At 73.2% G+C, this 20,612-nt stretch carries 12 protein-coding genes; 6 read left to right on the top strand and 6 right to left on the bottom strand.

Annotation, left to right across the window (positions count from 1 at the left end; all coding sequences use genetic code 11):
• Position 1 precedes the first annotated feature (1 nt).
• Positions 2-637, top strand: coding sequence for a class F sortase (locus ACFPZN_RS26735; RefSeq protein WP_378284947.1), 636 nt, complete (start codon positions 2-4; stop codon positions 635-637).
• Here the strand turns inward: ACFPZN_RS26735 and ACFPZN_RS26730 are convergent.
• Together ACFPZN_RS26730 and ACFPZN_RS26725 are read right to left on the bottom strand one after the other, a co-directional pair.
• A complete protein-coding gene (locus ACFPZN_RS26730; protein ID WP_378284946.1) occupies positions 627-1,745 on the bottom strand; it encodes an MFS transporter in 1,119 nt (372 codons plus the stop codon). The two genes, ACFPZN_RS26735 and ACFPZN_RS26730, sit on opposite strands and share 11 nt — an antisense overlap.
• Complete coding sequence (locus ACFPZN_RS26725; RefSeq protein WP_378284945.1) at positions 1,742-2,269, bottom strand: MarR family winged helix-turn-helix transcriptional regulator; 528 nt, start codon at positions 2,267-2,269, stop codon at positions 1,742-1,744. Before ACFPZN_RS26725 ends, ACFPZN_RS26730 begins: the two co-directional genes overlap by 4 nt.
• Positions 2,270-2,373: 104 nt before the next feature.
• Between ACFPZN_RS26725 and ACFPZN_RS26720 the strand changes: the two genes are divergently transcribed.
• The 3 genes from ACFPZN_RS26720 to ACFPZN_RS26710 are packed head-to-tail and all read left to right on the top strand — an operon-like array spanning position 2,374 to position 5,000.
• A complete protein-coding gene (locus tag ACFPZN_RS26720) occupies positions 2,374-2,898 on the top strand; it encodes a SigE family RNA polymerase sigma factor (protein WP_378284943.1) in 525 nt (174 codons plus the stop codon).
• A complete protein-coding gene (locus ACFPZN_RS26715; RefSeq protein WP_378284942.1) occupies positions 2,888-4,195 on the top strand; it encodes a hypothetical protein in 1,308 nt (435 codons plus the stop codon). Before ACFPZN_RS26720 ends, ACFPZN_RS26715 begins: the two co-directional genes overlap by 11 nt.
• A gap of 34 nt (positions 4,196-4,229) precedes the next feature.
• Positions 4,230-5,000: a hypothetical protein gene (locus ACFPZN_RS26710; RefSeq protein WP_378284941.1), complete on the top strand. Its 771-nt coding sequence runs from the start codon at positions 4,230-4,232 to the stop codon at positions 4,998-5,000.
• A gap of 61 nt (positions 5,001-5,061) precedes the next feature.
• Here ACFPZN_RS26710 and ccrA read toward each other — a convergent pair whose 3' ends face one another.
• Together ccrA and ACFPZN_RS26700 are read right to left on the bottom strand one after the other, a co-directional pair.
• Positions 5,062-6,396, bottom strand: coding sequence for a crotonyl-CoA carboxylase/reductase (ccrA, locus tag ACFPZN_RS26705; RefSeq protein ID WP_378284940.1), 1,335 nt, complete (start codon positions 6,394-6,396; stop codon positions 5,062-5,064).
• Positions 6,371-13,066 carry an SDR family NAD(P)-dependent oxidoreductase gene (locus tag ACFPZN_RS26700; RefSeq protein WP_378284939.1) on the bottom strand — a complete coding sequence of 2,232 codons (6,696 nt, stop codon included), beginning with the start codon at positions 13,064-13,066 and terminating at the stop codon, positions 6,371-6,373. Before ACFPZN_RS26700 ends, ccrA begins: the two co-directional genes overlap by 26 nt.
• 367 nt (positions 13,067-13,433) lie before the next feature.
• Here ACFPZN_RS26700 and ACFPZN_RS26695 point away from each other — a divergent pair, with 367 nt between their 5' ends.
• Entirely contained in the window at positions 13,434-15,371 is a 1,938-nt protein-coding gene (locus ACFPZN_RS26695; protein WP_378284938.1) for an MFS transporter, read from the top strand.
• The gene (locus ACFPZN_RS26690) at positions 15,368-16,648 is read left to right on the top strand and encodes a glycosyltransferase (protein WP_378284937.1); all 1,281 of its coding nucleotides are present in this window, start codon (positions 15,368-15,370) and stop codon (positions 16,646-16,648) included. The genes ACFPZN_RS26695 and ACFPZN_RS26690 overlap by 4 nt, the downstream gene beginning before the upstream one ends.
• 41 nt (positions 16,649-16,689) lie before the next feature.
• Here ACFPZN_RS26690 and ACFPZN_RS26685 read toward each other — a convergent pair whose 3' ends face one another.
• On the bottom strand, positions 16,690-17,700 hold the full coding sequence (locus tag ACFPZN_RS26685; RefSeq protein ID WP_378284936.1) for an alpha/beta hydrolase: 1,011 nt from the start codon (positions 17,698-17,700) through the stop codon (positions 16,690-16,692).
• A 29-nt stretch (positions 17,701-17,729) separates the two neighbouring features.
• Positions 17,730-20,591: an MMPL family transporter gene (locus ACFPZN_RS26680; protein ID WP_378284935.1), complete on the bottom strand. Its 2,862-nt coding sequence runs from the start codon at positions 20,589-20,591 to the stop codon at positions 17,730-17,732.
• Positions 20,592-20,612 lie beyond the last annotated feature (21 nt).

The raw sequence follows: 20,612 nt of genomic DNA, 5'->3' as shown, positions 1-20,612 counted from the left end.
GGTGCCCGGGTACCCGGCCTCGGCCGCCGGTCGCCGCGCCGCGTGCGCGGCGGCCGGCGCACTGCTCACCACACTGCTCACCACGCTGCTCGCCGGCTGCGGAGGCGGGGAGAACACCGCCGCCCCCACCCCCGGGCCGTCCAGCAGCACCGTCCCGGCGGCGAACACCGCACCCCTGCCCGAGTCCCCGCCCACCAAGATCACCATCCCGGCCATCAAGGTCTCGGCCCCGGTGGACCGGCTCGGACTCCGCCCCGACGGGCGCATCGAGGAACCGCCGCTGAGCCGCCCCGGCCTGACCGGCTGGTACAAGGAGGGCCCCACCCCCGGCGAGGTCGGCCCGTCCGTCGTCCTCGGCCACGTCGACGCCAACGGCAAGGCGGCCGTCTTCGCCCGGTTGAAGGACCTCAAGCCCGGCGACCGGATCCAGGTGACCCGCCAGGACGGCTCCACCGCCACGTTCGCCGTGGAGAGATCGGAGCGCGTCGACAAGAACGCCTTCCCGCACAAGAAGGTCTTCGGCGCCGACCTGGACCACGCGGCCCTCCGCCTGGTGACCTGCGGCGGCGCCTTCGACCAGGCGTCCGGCCACTACAAGGACAACCTCATCGTCTACACCCGCCTCGTCACCACCTGACACCGTTCCCGCGCCCCTCGGTCCGGCGAGGGGCGCGGGAGCGGGCCTCCAAGAGGTCTGAGCGGGGGGCGAGCAGCGCGGCGGCGGCCACGATGGACGCACCGCCGAGCAGCGCGCTGGTGAGGCTGGTGGTCTCGGCGAGCACACCGCCGGTGAGGGGACCGAAGAGGAGCCCGACGCCCTGCATGCCGGTCGCCGCGGCGATCAGCACGGCGGTGAGGTCGTCCGGGGCCACGGCGATGGCGGCGATGGCGGCGGCCTCCAGCAGCGCGGTGAGCACGAACGTGAGGCGGGCGCCGAGGCGGGCGATCACGTCCGCGGCGGCCAGCCCGGCGAGGCTGGTGATCCCGGCCACGCCCAGCAGGATCCGGCCCGCGGCCTGGTCGAGGCCGGCATCGCGGACGTGGTCGATCGCGAAGGTCCAGAACGTCGCGCTGCCGAGCCCGATCAGCAGCGCGGCCGCGAACATCGGCAGCGCCGAGGGGCGCCGGCCGGGCGCGGACGCGGGTGGCGCCGCGGTCGTCGTGGTACGTCCGGGCAAGGTGCGTGCGGACAGCAGCGTGCTCAGGAGGGCGCAGCCGGCGAAGCCGAGGTAGGCGATCCGCCACGCGTCGCCGGTCAGGACGGCGATCGGGGCGGCGACGGCGACGCCCCACCCGGTGCCGCAGCTGATCGTCGCCAGCGTCCGAGCGCGCTCCACCGGGGGCAGCCGGTCCACGGCGTCGCCGAACGGCGCGTACACGAACCCGGCGCTGGCACCGGCGACGGCCGCCCCGGCGCCGAGCGGCACCGGGCCGTCGGCCAGCGCCACGACGGTCGTGCCCGCGACCGCCAGCAGGCCGCCGCCCACGACGGTGGCCCGGTGGCCCGCGCGCTCGACGCAGCGGACCACGAGCACCGTTGCGAGCAGGTAGGCGGCGTAGGCGAGCGTCCCGATCACACCCAGCGTGCCCAGCCCCAGCGCGAGGTCGTCCTGGATGTCGGGCAGCAGCAGGCCGTAGCCGTAGCGGGCCATTCCGAACGCGGTCGCGACGGCCGCCGAACCGGCCACCGCGAGGAGGAGCGGCGACGGGCCGCCCACCCCCGCCTCGGCGGTCCGGCCCGTCACCCGCGCGGCCTCGTCCTCGCGCCTCCCGGCCTGGTGGTGTGCTCAAGTGGGCAGCCCGGACCCGAGGTGCAGCACTCGCGGTCGCACAGCCGGCAAACGCGGACCGCCCCCGGACGATCCGCGGCCAGGCCCGCGGTGACCTGCCCGAGCAGACGCTCCAGCGTGCCCCGCTCACCCGGTGACAGCCCGGCCAGCAGAGGCGCGAGGGCCTCCGCCCGCGCCGCCAGGACGGCCTCTGCCGCGCGCGAGCCGGCCTCGGTGAGCACCAGCGCGACCGTGCGCCGGTCAGGCCCCGCGTCGCGGCGGAGCAGCCCCCGCTCGACGAGCCGGTCCACCAACCGCACGGTCGCCGGCTGCGAGAGGCCCACCACGCCGGCGAGGTCTCCCACCGAACCGCCGGGCCAGGCTCGCACATGCACCAGCGCGCCGGCCTCGGCCTCGCCCACCGTCGCCACACCGGCGCGCAGTCGATCCATCACGGCCAGGGCCACCACGCCGAGAAGCTGGTCTGTGCGGTCGTCCATACGGATGATCATATGCGTGGCGCATCATATGCACAACAAATACATCTGGCCGGTGCGGATGCAACAGATCGGGGGGCCGGCGCGTCCCGGGGGTGACGGAAAGGATGCCTGTGGACGATGACGGTTCGACCTACGAGAGGTTCGTCACCGAGCGGGCCCCGGCGCTCCTGCGGTACGGGTACGTCCTGACGGGCGACGCCGACGACGCCGTGGACCTCATGCAGGAGGGGCTGGCCAGGCTGCGCGCCGCGTGGCCCCGCGTCGTCCGGAAGGACGACCCCGAGGGCTACACGCGGACGATCATGGCCCGGCAGCACGTCAGCATGTGGCGGCGCCGCCGCCGGGAGCGCCTGGTCGGCGAGGTGCCCGAGCGGGAGTACGCAGACCCCGGCCTGGAGCGGGCGGAACGCGACCCGCGGCTGTGGCGCTCCCTCGCCGCCCTCCCGCGTCGGCAGCGGGCCGTGCTGGTCCTGCGCTACTACGAGGACCTCCCCGACGAGGAGATCGCCCGGATGCTCGGCATCTCGCGCGGGACGGTCCGCAGCCAGGCCGCCCGCGCCCTCGACAAGCTCCGCGCGGACTGGAGTCCGGCGGCCCGACCGACGACGGGAGCGCACCATGACCGATGAGATGCGGGAGGCCCTGAAGGGCACCCTCAAGGCCGCGTCGCTGAACGCCCCCGAGGTCGCCCCGGATCTGCTCGATCGGCTCGCCGACCGGCACCGGGCCCGCCGCCGCAGGCGCGCCACGTCCGCGGTGGCGGCGGTCGCGGCGGTCGCGGTCGCCGCCGGCGGGACGACGCTGGTCCTCCGCCCCGGCGGCGACGCCGGCCCCGAGCCGCTCAAGCGGCCGACGCCGCTGACGACCGCCACGCTGCCGAAGCCCGTCCCCGTCCCCGAGGGCGCGGTCCGGACCCTGCCGAAGACCCTCCCCAACGGCCGCGAGTACCGCCCGAAGGTCGCGTTGAGCGGGACCGCACTCCTGGTCTCCACGGAATCGAGCCTCCAGGTCACCGACCGCCTGTGGGTGTACGACCTCCGGACGCGCGCGGCCACCAAGGTCACCGACGTCGTGGTGCCGTCCGGATCGAAGATCTACGCGTCGTACTTCGCCGTCGGCGACGGCCAGGTCGCGTGGTGGCTGCAGCGCAGGAGCGGCGCCCGGATGATGACCGAGATATGGACGGCGCCGCTCGCCGGCGGAACCGCCCGCAAGGTCCTCGCCCTCGACGCGGCATCGGACGAGGGCAGGAGCATCGGGCGGCTCGTCGTCGGCGCCGGCAAGATCCGCTGGGGCCCGAACGATTTCATGCCCCAGGCCGGCACGGCAGTGTACGAGGCGCCTCTCACCGGCGGCCGGGCTCAGAGGATCCCCGGGACGGAGGGATCCCGCATACTCGCCTGGCCCTGGGTCGGCACGCCGGGCGGCACGTCGGGCCGGGTCGACGAGGCGTCCTTCAAGCGGCTCCGCAACATGGACACCGGAGAGACCCGGGACGCGGAACTCCCCAAAGGCAAAGCCTCCTGGACCTGCGGGATCACCTGGTGCCTGGGCGGCCAGGCCGCCGGCGTCACCTACACCGGCGGCGCACCCGACTCCTATGCCCTGCGGCGGGACGGCAAGGCCGGACACGTGTTCAAGATGCGCGACCTGGACCTTTTCCCTGGGGCGGATCCCCTGTACGACCGCTTCCTGCCCCAGCTGGTCGCGGCCACGTCCCAGGGCAAGAAGCTCGCGCGCAACGCGATGCTCTACGACCTTGCGACGGAGAAGCTGATCGATCTCGGTCCGAACAAGGGCGGGGCCGTGCCGGGCACCATCGCCAACGCCTGGCAGGGCGGCACCGGCCCCGGTCTCGACCGCTACATCGTCAGGGAAACCGCGGACGGCTCCTTCCAGATGGTCGACCTGGCCGCCCTCTCTTGACCACGGAGTCCACATTCGGCTTAGGGTTCTCGTTGTGGGAGTCGACTGGATTCGGATGCGGGTCCGGGACGGGGTGTCCCGTGCCGAGCTCCAACGGCTGGTCGAGGCGGAGAAGGACGCGTTCGCGGCTTTGGGGAACTGGTACGACGGGGAGTTCGACCACCTGGTCTCCTCGGCTCCGCCCGGGAATCCGGAGGGGTTGCGCGAGCACGTGGACATCGACGACGGGCCGGACGACTATCGGCGGGTCATGCTGTTCTCGCTGAATCCGGTGTTCCCGGCGGAATGGCGGCTGGCGGCGTACCGGAGTTATCTGCCCGATGAATTGCCGGGAGCGCTGGAGGTGTGGCTGGCGCATCTCGAGCGGGTGCGGGCCGGTGGGCACCGAGACTATCTGGAGGCTTGGTACCGGTACGCGACCAGCCGGGACCTGTCCCTGGAGTGGGCGGCGTTGCGGGAGCAGGCCCTGGAGGCGCGGGGGCGCGCCAATGCCTGGGCGGGACGGGCGGAGCTGGTGGAGGCGCGGGAACGGATCATCAGCGTGCCCGTGCCCACGGTGTCGCCCGTTCCGTTCTGGGAAGGCGGGCCCGTCGAGGCGGCGGCCTCACCGGATTTCGCGGGGGCGGTCGCGCTGGCCCGCGAATGGAATTACCGGGTGCCCAGGAAGCAGCGGGTGCACGTGACGCAGCCTGCGGGGTTCGAGGAATGGCTGGGCGAGGCGCTGGCGTCGGAGAGTCTCGCGGATCTGCTGGGGTGGCTTCGGCGGTCGTGTGACGCGGAGTTCGGGTTGTTTCTCGACTGGTGAAGGGTTGCGGCGTGCCGTCCCCCTGTGAGCCCTCGGTGCGGGGACGGCACGCCGCAAGTACTCAGCGGCGGAAGAGGTTGAGGCGGGTCTCGCCGACGCGGCCGCGCAGGGCGTGGTCGGTGACGCCTTCGCCTTCCTTGGGGGCGCCGCACAGGACGGCGACCTTGCCCACGTGCTGGTTGGTCTGGACGGCGCGCGTCGCCTCGCCCGCCTCCTCCAGGGGGAACACGGTCGAGAGGGTCGGGTGGATCATGCCGAGGCCGATCAGGCGGTTGACCTCGACGGCCTCGTGGTAGTTGAAGCCGTGCGAGCCGATGATGCTCTTGAGGCGCATCCACAGGAAGCGGTTGTCGTACTCGTGCTTGTAGCCGGTGGACGAGCCGCAGGTGATGATGGTGCCGCCGCGCTTGGCGACGTACACGGAGGCGCCGAACGTCTCGCGGCCCAGGTATTCGAAGACGATGCCCGGGTCCTCGCCGACCAGGCGGCGGATGGCCTCGCCGAGGATCCGGCCGGCCTTGGGGTGGCGCATGCCCTGCTCGCCGAGGTTGAGCTCGTTGCGGTTGATGACGTGCTCGCAGCCCTGGGCGCGGACGATCTCCGCCTTCTCCTCGGAGGAGACCACGGAGACGGGGATACCGCCGCCGTTCTTGACGAGCTGGGTGGCGTACGAGCCGAGCCCGCCGGTGGCGCCCCAGATCAGGACGATGTCGCCCTGCTTCATGCGGGCGCCGTGCTTGCCGACGAGCATGCGGTACGCGGTGGCGGCGCACAGCGTGTTGGACCCGGCCTCTTCCCAGGTGAGGTGGGCGGGCTTGCGGATGAGCTGGTTGGCCTTGGCGATGCAGAACTCGCCGAGCGCGCCGAAGTTGGTCTCGAAGCCCCAGGCGAGCTGGGTCTCGCTCATCATGCCGTCGTCGTAGGAGCCGTGGTCCTCCTCGTCGACGTAGGACGGGGAGATGACGACGCGGTCGCCGGGCTTCCAGCTCTTGACGCCGGAGCCGACGCGGACGACGACGCCGGCGGCGTCGGAGCCGAGGATGTGGTAGGGCAGGTCGTGCCGGGCGCCGTGCCAGCCCTGCCGGCCGAACTTCTCCAGGAACGCGAAGGTCGGGACCGGCTCGAAGATGGCCGACCACACCGTGTTGAAGTTGATCGCGGCGGCCATGACGGCGACGACCACCTCGTCCGGTGCGAGCTCGGGCATCGCGACCTCGCCCACGTGCAGGGAGCGGCGCACGTCCTTGTCGGTGTGACCGTCGAAGATGCCGACCTCGTCCTTCAGCGTGTAGGCGGCGCGGAAGGTGGACGGAAGGTCGAGGTCGAGCAGCTCCTGCTCTCCGGCGCCCGAGCGTGCGGCGTCGAGCAGGTCACTGGACCGAGCGGGCTGAGCCATGGATCTCCTCCGGGAGGGGCGGGGACATGAGCGGGTGCTGCCGTCCGGGCCGTTCCGGTGCGGCGAGCCTGTCCTCCAGGTGCGCGGCCATGAACCCGACCCCGGGCGGGTCGAGCAGGTTGAGGTGGTGCGCACCGGGAACGGTGACGATCTCCAGGTCGGCGCAGAGGTCGCCGAAGCCGTTGGTGCCGTCGAGCACGTAGCGGGCGTCCTTCACCGACCACGGCGTCTCCTCGGGCGCGTGGTAGAGGACGACGCGGCCGTCGTACGGGCCGGGCCGGTACGCCTCCAGGGATCGGGTGTCCTGGTGCGAGGTGAGCTGGTGGGTGAGGGCCGCCGGGGGGATGTGGTCGACGAGGGGTTCCGCGCGTTCCATGACGAGGGCGAACTGGGCCTCCTCGTCCAGTCCGGCGAGTTCGTCGTAGGTGAGGGCGACGTCGAGCCCGTAGGTCTGGTTGATGTAGTCGGCGAACGCGGCGAACCGGCGGGCGAGGGTGTCGGACTCGTCCTCGACGGGGAGGGGGAGCCCGGCGTCGAACAGCGCGACCAGTTCGACCTCGCGGCCGGCGGCGGTGAGCTGCCGGGCGGTCTCGTAGGCCAGGACGCCGCCGAACGACCAGCCGCCCAGCCGGAACGCGCCGTCGGGCTGGGCCTCCTGGAGGTGCCGGACGTAGCGGGCGGCGCGTTCCTCGACGGGCGGCGCGTCCTCGAACCGCTCCAGCCCGTAGACGGGCTGGTCGCCGCCGAGGAGTTCGGTGAGGGTCCGGTAGCAGGCGGTGGTGCCGCCGGCGGGGTGCGCGATGAAGAGGGGGCGGCGGGTGCCGGACGACTTCAGCGGCCGGACGGTCTGCCGGGCGGCCTCCTCGTCGGAGGCGCGGATGAACTCGGCGACGTGCTCGGCGGTGGGCGTCTCGAACAGTTCGCCGCGGGTGACGGCGTGGCCGAGTTCGGTGGCGACCTGGGCGACGACCTGGTCGGCCTGGTGCTCCTGGCCGCCGAGGTCGGCGAAGAAGTCGGCGGTGACGCCGACGCGGTCGAGGCCGAGGACGTCCTCGAACAGCCGGACGGCGAGGCGTTCGGCGGCGTCGCGGGCCATGACGTAGCCGGGTTCGGCGTTGGGCGTGGCCGCGGGTGCGGTGGGCGCCCCCGTCAGGCCCAGTTCGCCGGCCGCCCATTCCTCGAACACGTTGACGCTGGCGCCCTGCAGCAGGACCGACGCGGGGACGGTGAGGCCGAGGTCGTGCTCGACGCCGCTCTTGATCCGTACCGCGACCAGGGAGTCCAGGCCGAGGTCGGTGAGCGGGACGGCGGGGTCGAGCCGGTCGGGTTCGAAGCCGAGCACGGACGCGATCCGCCACCGGACCTGGTCGGCGATGAGGCGGCGGGCGGTGGCCGGGTCGAGGTCGGCGAGGGCGTCCACGCCGGGCCAGTCGGCGGCGGCGCCCGTGCCGGTGTCGCCGGCGGCCTCGGTGAGGGACGCGAAGTAGGGGATCCGGCGGATCTCCGGGAACAGGCTCACCGCGGCGTCCGGGTCGAAGCGGAGGACGCCGGTCGCGGGCCGGTCGTGGACGAGGATCGCCTCCAGGGCCTCGGCGCCCTCGTCCGGGCTGATCGGCTCGATGACGGCCAGGTTCAGCTCGGCGGCGCCGCCGACCTGGGACCAGGCGCCCCAGTTGACGGTGGTGCCGGGGCGGCCGTGCGCGCGGCGGTGCGCGACGAGCGCGTCCAGGGCGGCGTTGGCCGCGGCGTAGGCGGCCTGGCCGGGGGAGCCCAGCAGTGCCGCGGCCGAGGAGTGGGCGACGAACCAGTCGAGGTCCTCGCCCCAGGTGGCCGCGCTGAGCCGCCGGGCACCCTCGACCTTGGCGTTCCAGACGCGGTGCAGGTCGTCCGGGCCGAGGTCGGTGATGAGCCGGTCGTCGATGACACCCGCGCCGTGCAGGACGCCGCACAGCGGCGTGCCGCCCTCGCGGGCCACCGCGACCAGGCGTTCGGCGACGCCGGGATCGGCGATGTCGCCGAGGACCAGGCCGATGTCCACGCCGTTCTCGCGCAGCCGCGCGATCGCCTTCTCGGCGTCGGCGTCGGGGCCGGACCGGCCGGACAGCACGATCCGGGCGGCGCCGCGCGCGGCCAGCAGGCGGGCGGTGACCAGGCCGATGCCGCCGTAGCCGCCGGTGATGACGTAGGCGCCGCCGCGGCGGGCCAGTCCCCGGCGCCGCCGCCGCGGGAGGGCGGGACCCTCGGCGTGTCGCCCGTCCGCAGCGGTCTTTACGGGCGACACGCCGGGGTGCCGGGGGCGCGCCGCCGGGCCGGGGTCCGCGGCCGCGGAGTCCGCGGCGGCGGCCGGGTCGAGGGCGGCGCGGGCCAGGCGGGCGGTACGGCGCGTGCCGCTCCGCCAGGCGGTCTCGCGGGCGTCGCCGTCGCCGAGGATCTCGGTGACGAGGTCGGCCGGGCGGTCGACGTCCACGAGGGTGGCGCGCTGGACGGTCCGTTCGAACGCCAGCACGCGGGTCAGCGCGCGGGCGGGGGCGTGGCCGGGCTCGCCGGCCTCGCCGTCCAGGACGGGCAGGGCGGAGCGGGTCGCGATCCACAGCCGGGGCCCGTCGGGCAGCGACCGGCTCACCCCCGCGACGGTGAGGACGAGGGCTTCGTCGACCAGGTCCGCGGGCGGCACCAGGACGACCGCGTCCGGGGCGGCCTCGGCGTCCTCCGGCGGGTGCCCGTGGGGCGCGCGGTCGGCGAGGCGGTGCCGGACGACGCGGTGGCCGCGGGCCTCCAGGCCGGCGGCCGCGGCGGCGGCGAGGGGGTCGTCGTCCTCGGCGAGCAGCAGGTACGTGCCGTCGCCGATCGCGGGCGCGGGCGGCGCGGTCTCGTCCCAGACGACCTCGACGAGCTTGTCGGCCAGCGGCACGGGGACGCCGGAACGCTCGACGCGCCGCAGCACGATCCCGGTGGCCTCGGCGAGGACGGACCCGTCGGGCGCGACGAGCCGCACCGATCCGGTGGCCTCCCCGGAGCCCTCCTCCCCGGCGGCGGCCTGCACGCGGACGTGCCCGCCGCGGTGCGCGGGCCCGTACACGCGCAGGCTCCCGATCGTCTCGGCCAGCCAGACGCCGCCCGGCTCGCCGGTGACCGCCGCCGCCTCGGCCGACAGGACGGCCAGGCAGCGGTCGAAGACCTCGGGGTGCAGCCGGTAGTGGCGGCTGCCGCGCTCGGCGCCGGCGACCTCGGTGGGCGCGCCGGTCAGCGGCGGCGCGGGCGCGCGGTGGTCGGCGCCGACGTCGGCGCTGGCGAGCCGCGTCCACGTCCCGGCGGGGGTGCGGGCGTGCATCTCGACGCGCTGCTCGTCCTCGTCGAACGTGGTCGTGACGACGGTGTGCTCGGCGAGCGCGAGCGGCCGCTCCATCCACAGGCTGTTGACGCGGACCTCGTCCAGGCCGAGCGCCTCCGACCCGGCGGCCAGGGCCATCTCGGCGTACGCGGCGACCGGCAGCACCCGCAGCCCGTGCACGCGGGACTCGGCGGGCCAGTCCCACATGGCGGTGCCGAGGTCGGCGCGCCAGGCGTGCCGCTCCTCGCCGGGCAGCTCGACGTGCGCGCCCAGCAGCGGGTGCTCGTCGCGGCCGCCGGAGGGCCGCTTGGTGTGGTCCACCCAGAAGCTCTCGTGCCGCCACGGGGACGCCGGGACGTCGACCACGGCGCCGCCGTCGGCGGGCGGCCCGACCGGGACGCCGTGCGCGGCGAGGGCGCCGAGCTGGGCGTGGAAGGTCAGGGCGTCGTCGGTCGCCTCGCCCTTGCGGGCCCGCTTGAGGGTGTGGGTGACGAACGCGCCCGTGCCCTCCAGGGTCTCACCGACGCCGTGGGCCAGGATCGGATGCGCGTTGATCTCGACGAACGCGCGGAAGCCGTCCTCGGCGGCGGCGGCGATCGTGCTGGTGAGCCGGACCGGATTGCGCAGGTTCGCCGCCCAGTACGCGGCGTCTAGGCGGGCGCCGTCCGCGAGGAGGGCGCGCGGGTCGTCCAGGGCCGTGGTGTAGAGCCGGATGCCGTCGGCGAGCGGCACGCCGGGCTCGGCGCCGATCCCCGCGAGCTCCTCCCGCAGGTCCGGGAGCAGCGGGTCGACCTGCGGGGAGTGCCCGGCGCCCTCGGCCTTCACCATGCGGGCCAGGCGGCCCTCGGCCTCCGCCCGCTCGACCATGGTCGCGATCTGCGCGGCGTCGCCGGTCACGACGGTCTGCTTCGGCGAGGAGTGCACCGCCGCGTACACCTCGGGCAGGCCGTCGGCCAGCCGCGCGACCTCCTCGGCGGACGCGCCCAGCACCGCCATCGCCCCGCCGCCCACCAGCCGGGTCAGCAGCCGGGAGCGGCGGCAGATGACCTTGACGCCGTCCTCGGCGGTCAGCGCGCCCGCGACGACCGCCGCCGCGACCTCGCCCATCGAATGGCCGACGACCGCGCCCGGGACGACGCCGTACGACCGCAGCGTGCGGGCCAGCGCGACCTGGATGCCGAACAGCACCGGCATCGTCTCCGCCGGGCCGTCGGGCTCGCCGCCCTGTTCCAGGATCGTCCACAGGGCCGGGCCGCCCTCCTCCTGGAACAGCGTGTCGAGGTCGTCGACGGCCTCCGCGAACGCCGGTTCCTCTTCCAGGAGGCGCTGCGCCATGCCCGGACGCTGCGCGCCGTACCCGGAGAACACCCACACGGGACGGCCCGGGGCGCCCAGCGCCGTACCGGTGACGACGGCGGGGTGCGGGCGGCCCTCGGCCAGCGCCATCAGCCCGTCCACGAGCCCGGCCCGGTCGCGGGCGGCGACGGCGGCGCGGGCCCGGCCGCGGCCGGCGCGGCGGTGCAGGGTGGCGGCCAGGTCGGACAGGCGCACGCCGTCCTCGGCCTCGGCCTCCGCGAGCCAGCGGGCCAGCAGCCCGGCGTGGTCGCGGATCCGGTCGGCGTCGGTGTCCGACAGCGGGAACGCGCGGACCGCCACCGGGTCGTCCCCGGCCTTCTGCGGCGGCGCCTCCTCCAGGACGAGATGCGCGTTCGTCCCGCCGAACCCGAAACCGGACACCCCGGCGCGCGCCGGATGCCCCCGGTCGGGCCACGGCGTCTCCTCCGCCGCGACCGCGAGCCGCAGGTCGTCGAACGGGATGTGCGGGTTGGGCTCCTTGTAGTGCAGGCTCGGCGGGATCGTCCGGTGGTGCAGCGCCAGCACCGTCTTGATCAGCCCGGCGACGCCCGCGGCCGACTCCATGTGCCCGAGGTTGGACTTGGCCGACCCCAGCAGCAGCGGCTCCCCGGCCTCACGCCCGGCGCCCGCGCCCAGCACCTCGCCGACCGCCTTGGCCTCGATCGGGTCGCCCAGCAGCGTGCCGGTGCCGTGCGCCTCCACGTAGTCGACCTCGCACGGGTCGACGCCCGCGGTCGCGTACACCTCGCGCAGCAGCGCCTTCTGCGCGTCGGAGTTCGGCGCGACCAGGCCGTTGGAGCGGCCGTCGGAATTGACGCCCGAACCCCTGATCAGCGCCAGCACCCGGTCACCGTCGCGCAGCGCGTCCGGGAGCCGCTTGAGCACCACGGCGCCGCAGCCCTCCGCCCGGACCATCCCGTCGGCGGACGCGTCGAACGCCTTGCAGCGCCCGTCGGCGGCGGTCGCGCCGGACCGGTCGAACGTCATCGTGATCGTCGGCGACAGCAGCAGGTTGACCCCGCCGGCCAGCGCCACGTCCGCCTCCCCGCGGCGCAGCGCCTGCACCGCCAGATGCGCGGAGACCAGCGACGACGAGCACGCGGTGTCCACGATCATGCTCGGGCCGCGCAGGTCCAGCAGGTAGGACAGCCGGTTGGCGATGATGCTGAGCGCGGCGCCGGTCGCGGTGAACGCCTCCAGCGCCACCGGGTCGGAGGCGGTGTAGGCGGCGTACTCCGGCGCGGACACGCCCACGAACACGCCGGTGCGGGTGCCGCGCAGCGCCGCGGGGGCCAGCCCGGCGTGCTCGAACGCCTCCCAGGCCACCTCCAGGACGAGCCGCTGCTGCGGGTCCATGACGGCCGCCTCGCGCGGGGTGATCGCGAAGAAGCGGGCGTCGAACGCCGACACGTCGTCCAGGAAGCCGCCCAGCCGGGTGGTGCGGGCCAGCAGGTCGCCGACCTCGGGCGAGCCGTCGTCGAACGCGTCCCAGCGGCCCTCGGGGACCTCGCGGATCGCGTCACCGGACCCGGTGAGGAAGCGCCAGTAGTCGCCGGGCCCGGTCAGGTCGCGGTCGCCGCCGGGGAAGCGGCAGCCGATCCCGATGACGGCGATCGGCTCGTCGCCGGACGCGGAGACGGCGGGGGTGGGCGGGGGCGTCGCCGCCGTGGTGGCCGTGGGCGACGCGCCGGAGGCGATGTCCGCCAGCGCGACGGAGAGCTTGTTGATCGTCGGGTGTTCCCAGACGAGGGTCGCCGGGAGCGCGCGGCCGAGCAGCTGCTCCAGCACCCCGGCGACGGCGACGGCGTCCCGCGAGCCCAGCCCGAACTCCTCCAGCGGGCGGTCCGGGTCGATCTCTTCCGCGGCGATCCGGGAGCGGCGCGCGATCTGCTCGATCAGGTGCCGACGAAGCGCATCCTCGCTGATCCGCGTCTGGTCCTGCGCATCCTGCCGCGCGGCTCCGGAACGATCGTTGCTCTGCATGCGTGCGGCTCCCCCAACAATACGAGGATCGAAACATGGGATCGTTCGGCGGAGGGACCACTTTGTCCCACGCTGACCGGCTCATGATGCGCACGCAGACCACTTTTCTCAGCGACGGCTTGTCACGGTGATGACAAGACTCAGAAGTAATCGATGTGGCCTGATGGGATGGTGGAAAATCCCCGTCCCACCGGCGGGGTCGTGACACAACGCGAACGAAATGTAACGCCGCACACATGCGCCGGAACAACACCCAGAACAGCACGTGAGAACGCGTGAACAACAGAACGTACAAGCCCACTCACGCAATAGGGGGGAGCGGCGAATTCCCGGGCCGCCGGCCGGGACCGACGCGCCGCGCGATCAGGTGACCCGGGGCCGATACCGATGGGCGCTGGCGGTGGTCGCCATCAGCGCCTTCATGATCACCATGGACAACACGGTGGTCGCCAACGCGCTGCCCACCATGATCCGCGAGCTCGACATGTCGAACTCGGCGAAGGACTGGGTGGCCACCGGCTACATCCTGATGTTCTCCTGCCTGATGATCGCGGGCGGGCGGCTCACCGACGTGTACGGCTGCCGCGTCACCTTCACCACCGGCATGGTCGTGTTCACGCTGGCCTCCGCGGTGTGCGGGCTGGCGCCCGACGACATGGTGCTGATCCTCGGCCGGATCGTGCAGGGCGCCGGCGCCGCGCTGGCGCTGCCCGCCACCCTGGTCATGGTCACCGTCGGCCGCACCGACAAGCAGCGCTCCCTCGGCACGATCGTCTGGGTGGGCGCCGCGTCCGGGGCCACCGCGCTCGGCCCCACCATCGGCGGGATCATCGTCTCCCACTGGCCGTGGGGCTGGATCTTCCTCATCAACATCCCGGCCGGGATCCTCGTGATCATCCTCGGCCTGGTGGTGCTCAACGGCAAGGGCGACAACGCCGACGCCCGCGTCGACCTGCCCGGCGTGCTCATCTCCGCCACCCTGCTGTTCGCGCTGGCCTACGGCCTGGAGACCGGGCGCGTCCACGGGTGGGGCGACCCGTCGGTGCTCGCCGTGTTCGCGCTGGCCGCGATCGCGCTCGTGTGCTTCATCGTGGTGGAGACCTGGGCCCCCGACCCGATGATGAACCTGCGGTTCTTCCGCAACCGGGTGTTCGTGGGCGGGCTGCTGTCGCAGATGCTGTGGGGCATCGGCTTCAACGGGATGGTCTTCTACTCGGCGACGTTCCTGCAGACCTACCTCGGCTTCTCCCCGCCGAAGGCCGGGCTGGTCATGCTGCCCTCGGCGGTCGCCGTCATGGTGACCACGCCGGTCGCGTTCTGGCTGGCGGGACGGGTCGGGCCGCGCGCCGCGGTCGGCGGCGGGATGGCGGCCATGGCGTTCGGCATGGTGCTGTTCTCCATGCTCCGCCGCGACGACGGCTTCGCCGAACTGATGCCCGGGGTGCTCATCGTCGGGATCGGCTCGGCCATGTGCATGCCACTGGCGATGTACGTGCTCAAGGCGGTGCCCGACGACCAGGCCGGGCTGGCCAGCGGCATCCTGAACGTGATCCGCGAGGTGTCCGGGGCGTTCGGCATCGCGATCGTCGGGCTGCTGATCCACGAGGTGCCGCGGCAGGACGCGGGCGCCGCGGAACTGGAGGCGTTCCGGCACGGCACCGCCTCCGGACTGATCATCGGCGCGGTGCTGGTGCTGATCGGCGGCATGATCAGCGCGGTGACGCTGCCCAGCAGGCGGGGCTGGTTCGGGCCCAAGCACGGCCGGCAGGGCGGGCGCCGTCCCGCCGCCCCGGCACGCCGGGCCGCTGCGCCGCGTCCCGCGCAGCCCGTCCCGGCCTCCATCGGGGCCGACGGCGGCGGTGGCGGAGTGGGCGTCCTGGTGGCGGAGCAGCCCGCCGAGCCCGCCGAGCTACCGGCGCCGGAGCCGTACGAACCCGAGCCGCATCCAGACCTGCTCTCGTCATTCCGCCGACCTTGGGAGGGACTGGCCGTGACCACCTCGGGTCCTGCCTACACAGGACCGCCGCGCTACCCGGCGTACCCCGCGCCAACGGCGGAGGAGACCCCGCCCGTGGAGGAGAAGTCACCGCCGCCCCCGCCCGTGGACCCGGTCACCCCCCTGCGTGCGGCGCCGCCTCCCGCCGGGGAGTCCTCACGCACCACCCGGCCCGAACATCCGATCGTCAAGCCCGACCCCGAAGGCGAGGACGAACCCGACGCCTGGCGCCCGCCACCCCCGCCCAAGGGCTGGTACCACCCGTACGTGCCGGACGACACCCAGACGCCGCAGAGTGATTCCTGGTGACCCGGACCATCGTCATCATCGCGGCAGGGTCGCGGGGGGACATCCAGCCGTGCGTTGCACTCGCCCAAGCGCTCGTCGCGTCCAGGGGCGACCGCGTGCGGCTGGTCGCCTCCAGCCGGTACGCCCAGATGGTGGAGGCCGCGGACAGGGCCGTCCGCCGCGGCGGCATGACCGCTGGAATCGAGCTGTCCCCCCTGACCGCCGACCCCACCGAGATCCTCGACTCAGAGGCCGGCCAGGAACTCCTCGCCGGAGGCCGCAACCCGGTCACGTTCCTGGGCGGCTTCAGACGCATCCTGGGACCGATGGCCGAACGGCTCCTCGCCGAATGCCTCGACGCCTGCAAGGGAGCCGACCTCGTCATCGGCCCCACCCTCGGGATGCTCCCCCGGCACCTGGGCGAACACCTGGGCGTCCCCTGGGCGCTCGTGCACTTCCAGCCGAGCCACCCCACCGGAGCCTTCCCGCACCCGTTCGTCCCGCAGACGCAGAAACTGGGACCGTGGGCCAACCGGCTCGGCTTCCTGGCCATCGACCAGATCGCCTGGCAACTGTCCCGGCCCTTCATCAACCCGTGGCGGCGCGACACCCTGGCGCTGCCCACACTCTCCCTGCGCGGCCCTATGCACCAGGCACGCCGCCAAGCGAAGACCGTGCTCGCCTGCTTCAGCCGTGCCGTCGTGCCACGCCCCCGGGACTGGCCGCGGTACGTGCACCTGACCGGCTACTGGTTCCTGGACGAGCCCGACTGGGAACCGCCCCCCGCACTCGCCGCCTTCCTCGCATCCGGCCCGCCACCGGTCTACGTGGGCTTCGGAAGCATGCGGCCCAAGGACCCCGAGGCGACCGACCGCGCGATCCGTACCGCACTGCGGACGGCCAAGGTCCGCGGCATCGTGCAGGGCCCCGACCCCGAATCGTCGGACGACGACGTACTCGCCGTACGCGACGTCCCGCACTCCTGGCTGTTCCCCCGCATGGCCGCCGTCGTCCACCACGGCGGCGCCGGCACCACCTCCGCAGGACTGCGCGCAGGCGTTCCAACGGTCGTCTGCCCGTTCTTCGGCGACCAGCCCTACTGGGGCGAACGGATCGCCGCCCTCAAAGCAGGCCCTGCACCCGTACCGTTCCGCGACCTGACCGCACCACGCCTGGCCCGAGCCATCCAACAAGCCCAAGCACCCGTCATAGCCGAACGCGCCGCCGCACTAGGACGCCGCATATCGACCGAGGACGGCGCAGCGCGCGCTTGCGAACTCATCGACCGCATCGCCTGAACACAAAACGCCCCGGCCACCGGCCGGGGCGCTCCGCGTTCTCAGCCAACCTGCTTGGCGCCGAGGGTCTTCATCATCATCGGCCAAGCGGTGTGCATCTCCCGCTTCCAGTACGGCCACGAGTGCCGGCCGTTGCCGTAGATGTGCGCGGTGACCGGGATCCCCAGCCGCTTGGCCCGCGCCGCGAACTGCTCCACCGTCGGCCCGATCGCCCGCTCGCTCAGGTAGCCGATGTCCCAGGGGGCGATGTCCGGCGAGTCCAGCGGGCCGCGCTGGCCCGTGGTGCCGGACGACACGTACAGGCGCGTCCCCTTCATCCTGGGAAGCAGGTGGATCGGGTCGTGCGCGTCCCAGTTCGCCTTGTCGATCCAGGGGATGCCCCAGATCGCGTACGGGTCGTTCCCGTTCCCGCTGTTGGTGTACATCAGCAGCGCCGGCATGCCGGGCGAGCTCATCGACAGCACACCGCTGAAGCACGCCGCGTACCGGAACATGCCCGGCGCCCGGCCCGCGTACGTGCACGCCCCCTGCGCCCCGGACGAGATGCCCATCGCCGCCCTGGAGCCGCCCGCCTGGTAATTGCGCTCGACGAGCTGCCGCACCTCGCGCAAATGGAATTCCTCCCACCGCGGCGTGCCGCCCTTGCCGCCGTTCCACCAGTCGGTGAACGAGCCGTTGGAGGCTTCCGGCATCACCACCATGACGCCCCACTTACGCGACAGCGCCTCGATATCGGTGTTCTTCTTACGCGTCCACGACGTGTAATTGTCATTGCCCCCGTGGTAGGCGTACACCACGGGCCAGCTCTGCCGCGAGTTGTACTTCCACCCCTTGGGCAAGAGCACCCGGACGTTCTGCGACGCCCCCAAGGCCGGGGACTTGACGGTGAAATCGAACGCCGTCTTCCCCTTGTTCAGCCACCGGTAGGCGGTGATGCTCGCACCGTTGTCGGCCTTCTTGAACCCGGCGGTCGCGGCGGCCGGAACGGCGCCCGCCACCACCGTCGCCGCCCCCACCGCGACAGCGCCCACCACCGCCGCGGCGCATCTCACGGCACGCCGGCGTCCATCATTCGACATGTTCACTCTCCACTGTCCCTCCAGCGCCACCCCGAACCGTCGGGAGCGGGAACTATCTCGCGCTTGTTGCGGCTGTTGCGTTGCGGTACCGGCTCAGGCTGCCCATTGGCCCAGGGCGCCCAAGGCCGCCCTTCGTCGTCCCGCGCGGGCGGCGGCGGGTCCGCCCGCCTGAACGTCACGTCCCCAGAGAAATCACGCCCCCCGAAGGCGACAGCCCCCTCCACCCCCTGCCCCGAAGGCTGCGGGCCTGGCTGCGCCGGGGGCTGTGGGCCATGGGCCGACGGCCTGGCCTGAGGCAAGGACCGCACGCTCTGCGCCAGAGGCTCCCCGGCCGGTCGAGGCTTGGCCGCCCGAACAGGCACCCGCGCAGGATGCCCAGGCCCCATGGGCGCAGGTCCCGCGGGCGTAGGCATTGCGGGCGTAGGCATTGCGGGGCCCGGCCCCATGCGGGTTTGCCTTACCGGGGGCTTCGGTTTGGCCTGGGGCGGGGTGCTCGGGGTCGGCTCTTCCCAGCGCATCGCGTACGGGACGGGCGGAGGGCCCGGCTTGGACGCGGGCGGGGCGGTGGGGGTGACGTCGTCGCGTTCGCGGAGGTCCATGCGGGCGTGCAGGCCCGCCAGCGGGCGCGGGAGCCACCAGTTGGCGGCGCCCATGAAGCGCATGGTGGCCGGGACGAGCAGCGAGCGGACCAGCATGGCGTCCACGACGACGGCGACGAACATGCCGACGCCGATGAGCTTCACGACCGTGATGCCGGCCATGCTGAACGCGCCGATGACGACGAGGAAGAGCAGCGCGGCGCTGGTGATGATGCTGCCGGTGCGCTGCATGCCGACGGCGACGGCGGTGCGGTTGTCGTGGGTGCGGTCCCACTCCTCGCGGATCCGGCTGAGCAGGAAGACCTCGTAGTCCATGGACAGCCCGAACACCACGGCGAGGATGAGGATCATGCTGGTGGCCTCGACGCCGCCGGTCGGGGTGAAGTCCAGCAGGCCGGCGAGGTGGCCGTACTGGAAGCCCCACACGATCGCGCCGAACGAGGCGCCGATGGACAGCACGTTCATCACGATCGCCTTCAGCGGCAGGACGACCGAGCCGAAGAACATGAAGAGCAGGATGAACGTGGCGACGCCGACGGCGATGGCCATCATCGGGAGCGTGCGCATGAGGCTGGACATCAGGTCCATCTGCGCGGCCGTGCTGCCCCCGACGTCGATGTGCATCGGGTAGCCGTCCTTGGTCAGCTCCATGGCCCGGACGCGTTTGACGAGCTCCTGGGCCTGCGACGCCATCGGCTCGTACCGGTGCGTCACGGAGATGCGCACGCCGCCGTAGGTGCCCGAGTAGCCGGTGAACTTGGCGTCGGTGACGCCCGGCAGCTCGGCCAGGCGCTTGCGGAAGTTCTCCAGGTACGGCGGGATGGTGTCGCCGTCGCGGCCGGGCCGCCAGTTGCGCGGGATGAGGTCGCCGGAGACGACCACGTCGATCGGCTCGGCGGTGCCGTTGGGGAACTCGGCCTTGACGGTCTCGACGACGGCGCGGGTCGGGCTGTCCTTGGGGAGGACGCGCGCGTCCACGCTGGAGAACTGCACGTTCAGGAACGGCCCGAAGAGGACGGCGAGGATGACCAGCACCACGGCGAAGTAGGGCACGGGGTGCTTCATGACGCTGTGGCCGAGGCGGTACCAGAAGCCGCTCTCGGGGTCGCGCTGCGCGCGCTTGGCGCTGGGCCTCCGCCAGGGCATGCGCCCGCCCTCGACCTTGGGTCCGAGGACGGCGAGCAGGATGGGCAGGACGACGATCGCGCCGAACACGGCGACCAGGACGGTGGCGATCCCGGCCAGGCCGATGGTGCGCAGGAACATCTGCGGGAACAGCAGCAGGCCGCCGAGTGCCGCGGACACGGTGATGCCGGAGACGACGATGGTGCGGCCCGCGGTGCTCATGGTGATGGCGAGCGCGTCGCGGCGGACCGGGTCCAGCGCGCGCTTGTACGCCTTCTTGTCGGCCCTGCGTTCCTTGCGGGTGGGGAGGCGTTTCCAGGGTTTGCCCTGGGGGAGGCCCTTCGCGTCCATGCCGCGGGCCAGTTCCTCCCGGAACCGGGACACGATGAACAGCGAGTAGTCGATGGCGAGGCCGACGCCCATCATCGTGACGACCTCGAGGGCGAACGAGGTCACGCTGGTGAGATAGGTGACCGCGTGCACCACCGCGAGCCCGCCGACGATGGAGAAGATCGCCACGACCTGGGGCAGCAGCGAGGCCACCAGCGCCCCGAACAGGATGATCAGCAGGGCCAGCAGCGGCAGCGCGGTGATCATCTCGGCCCGGATGATGTCGGCCACGACCTGCTCGCCGAACTCCTTGCCCAGCGGAATGTTGCCGCCGAGCTCGACGCGCAGGCCGGGCGCCGCCAGCCGGTCCTTGATCGCCTCGTAGTTGGCCAGCTTGGTGGCGTCGTCCCTGCCCTCCAGCTTGATCGACACGAAGGTCTTGCGCTGGTCGCGGCTGGCGAACGGCGCCGCGTCCCTGCGGTCGAACGACCAGTACGAGATGACCTCGGCGACCCGGTCCTTCGGGAGCCGCGCCACCGTCGTGATGACCGCGCCCATGTAGCGGGGGTCGCGGACGGTCGCCGAGTCGCTGCTGTAGAGGACCAGCACGTCGGGGTTGGTGCTGCCGAAGTAGCTGGCGCCGAGCTTGGCCACCAGCGTGGACGACGCCTTGGGGTCCTCGAAGCCGCCCTGGGAGAACTTGCTGAAGACCCCCAGGCCCCAGCCCCCGGCGCCCACCGTCAGCAGCAGCACCAGGACAAGACCGGACCAGCGCCGTCGGTGAATGAGACGCCCCAGCCCGGCGAGCATGATCCTCCTGTGTCCCTGTCC

Origin of the sequence: Actinomadura rugatobispora (assembly GCF_042656285.1) — a bacterium.
Taxonomy (GTDB): Bacteria; Actinomycetota; Actinomycetes; order Streptosporangiales; family Streptosporangiaceae; genus Spirillospora; species Spirillospora rugatobispora.
Note: the sequence above shows the minus strand (reverse complement) of the source record. Positions and strands in the feature narration are given on the sequence as shown.

Coding starts and splice junctions, on each gene's coding strand:
- ACFPZN_RS26725 (WP_378284945.1), bottom strand. CDS start 2,269: ATGGACGACCGCACAGACCAGCTTCTCGGCGTGGTGGCCCTGGCCGTG.
- ACFPZN_RS26720 (WP_378284943.1), top strand. CDS start 2,374: ATGCCTGTGGACGATGACGGTTCGACCTACGAGAGGTTCGTCACCGAG.
- ACFPZN_RS26715 (WP_378284942.1), top strand. CDS start 2,888: ATGACCGATGAGATGCGGGAGGCCCTGAAGGGCACCCTCAAGGCCGCG.
- ccrA (WP_378284940.1), bottom strand. CDS start 6,396: ATGGCTCAGCCCGCTCGGTCCAGTGACCTGCTCGACGCCGCACGCTCG.
- ACFPZN_RS26700 (WP_378284939.1), bottom strand. CDS start 13,066: ATGCAGAGCAACGATCGTTCCGGAGCCGCGCGGCAGGATGCGCAGGAC.
- ACFPZN_RS26680 (WP_378284935.1), bottom strand. CDS start 20,591: ATGCTCGCCGGGCTGGGGCGTCTCATTCACCGACGGCGCTGGTCCGGT.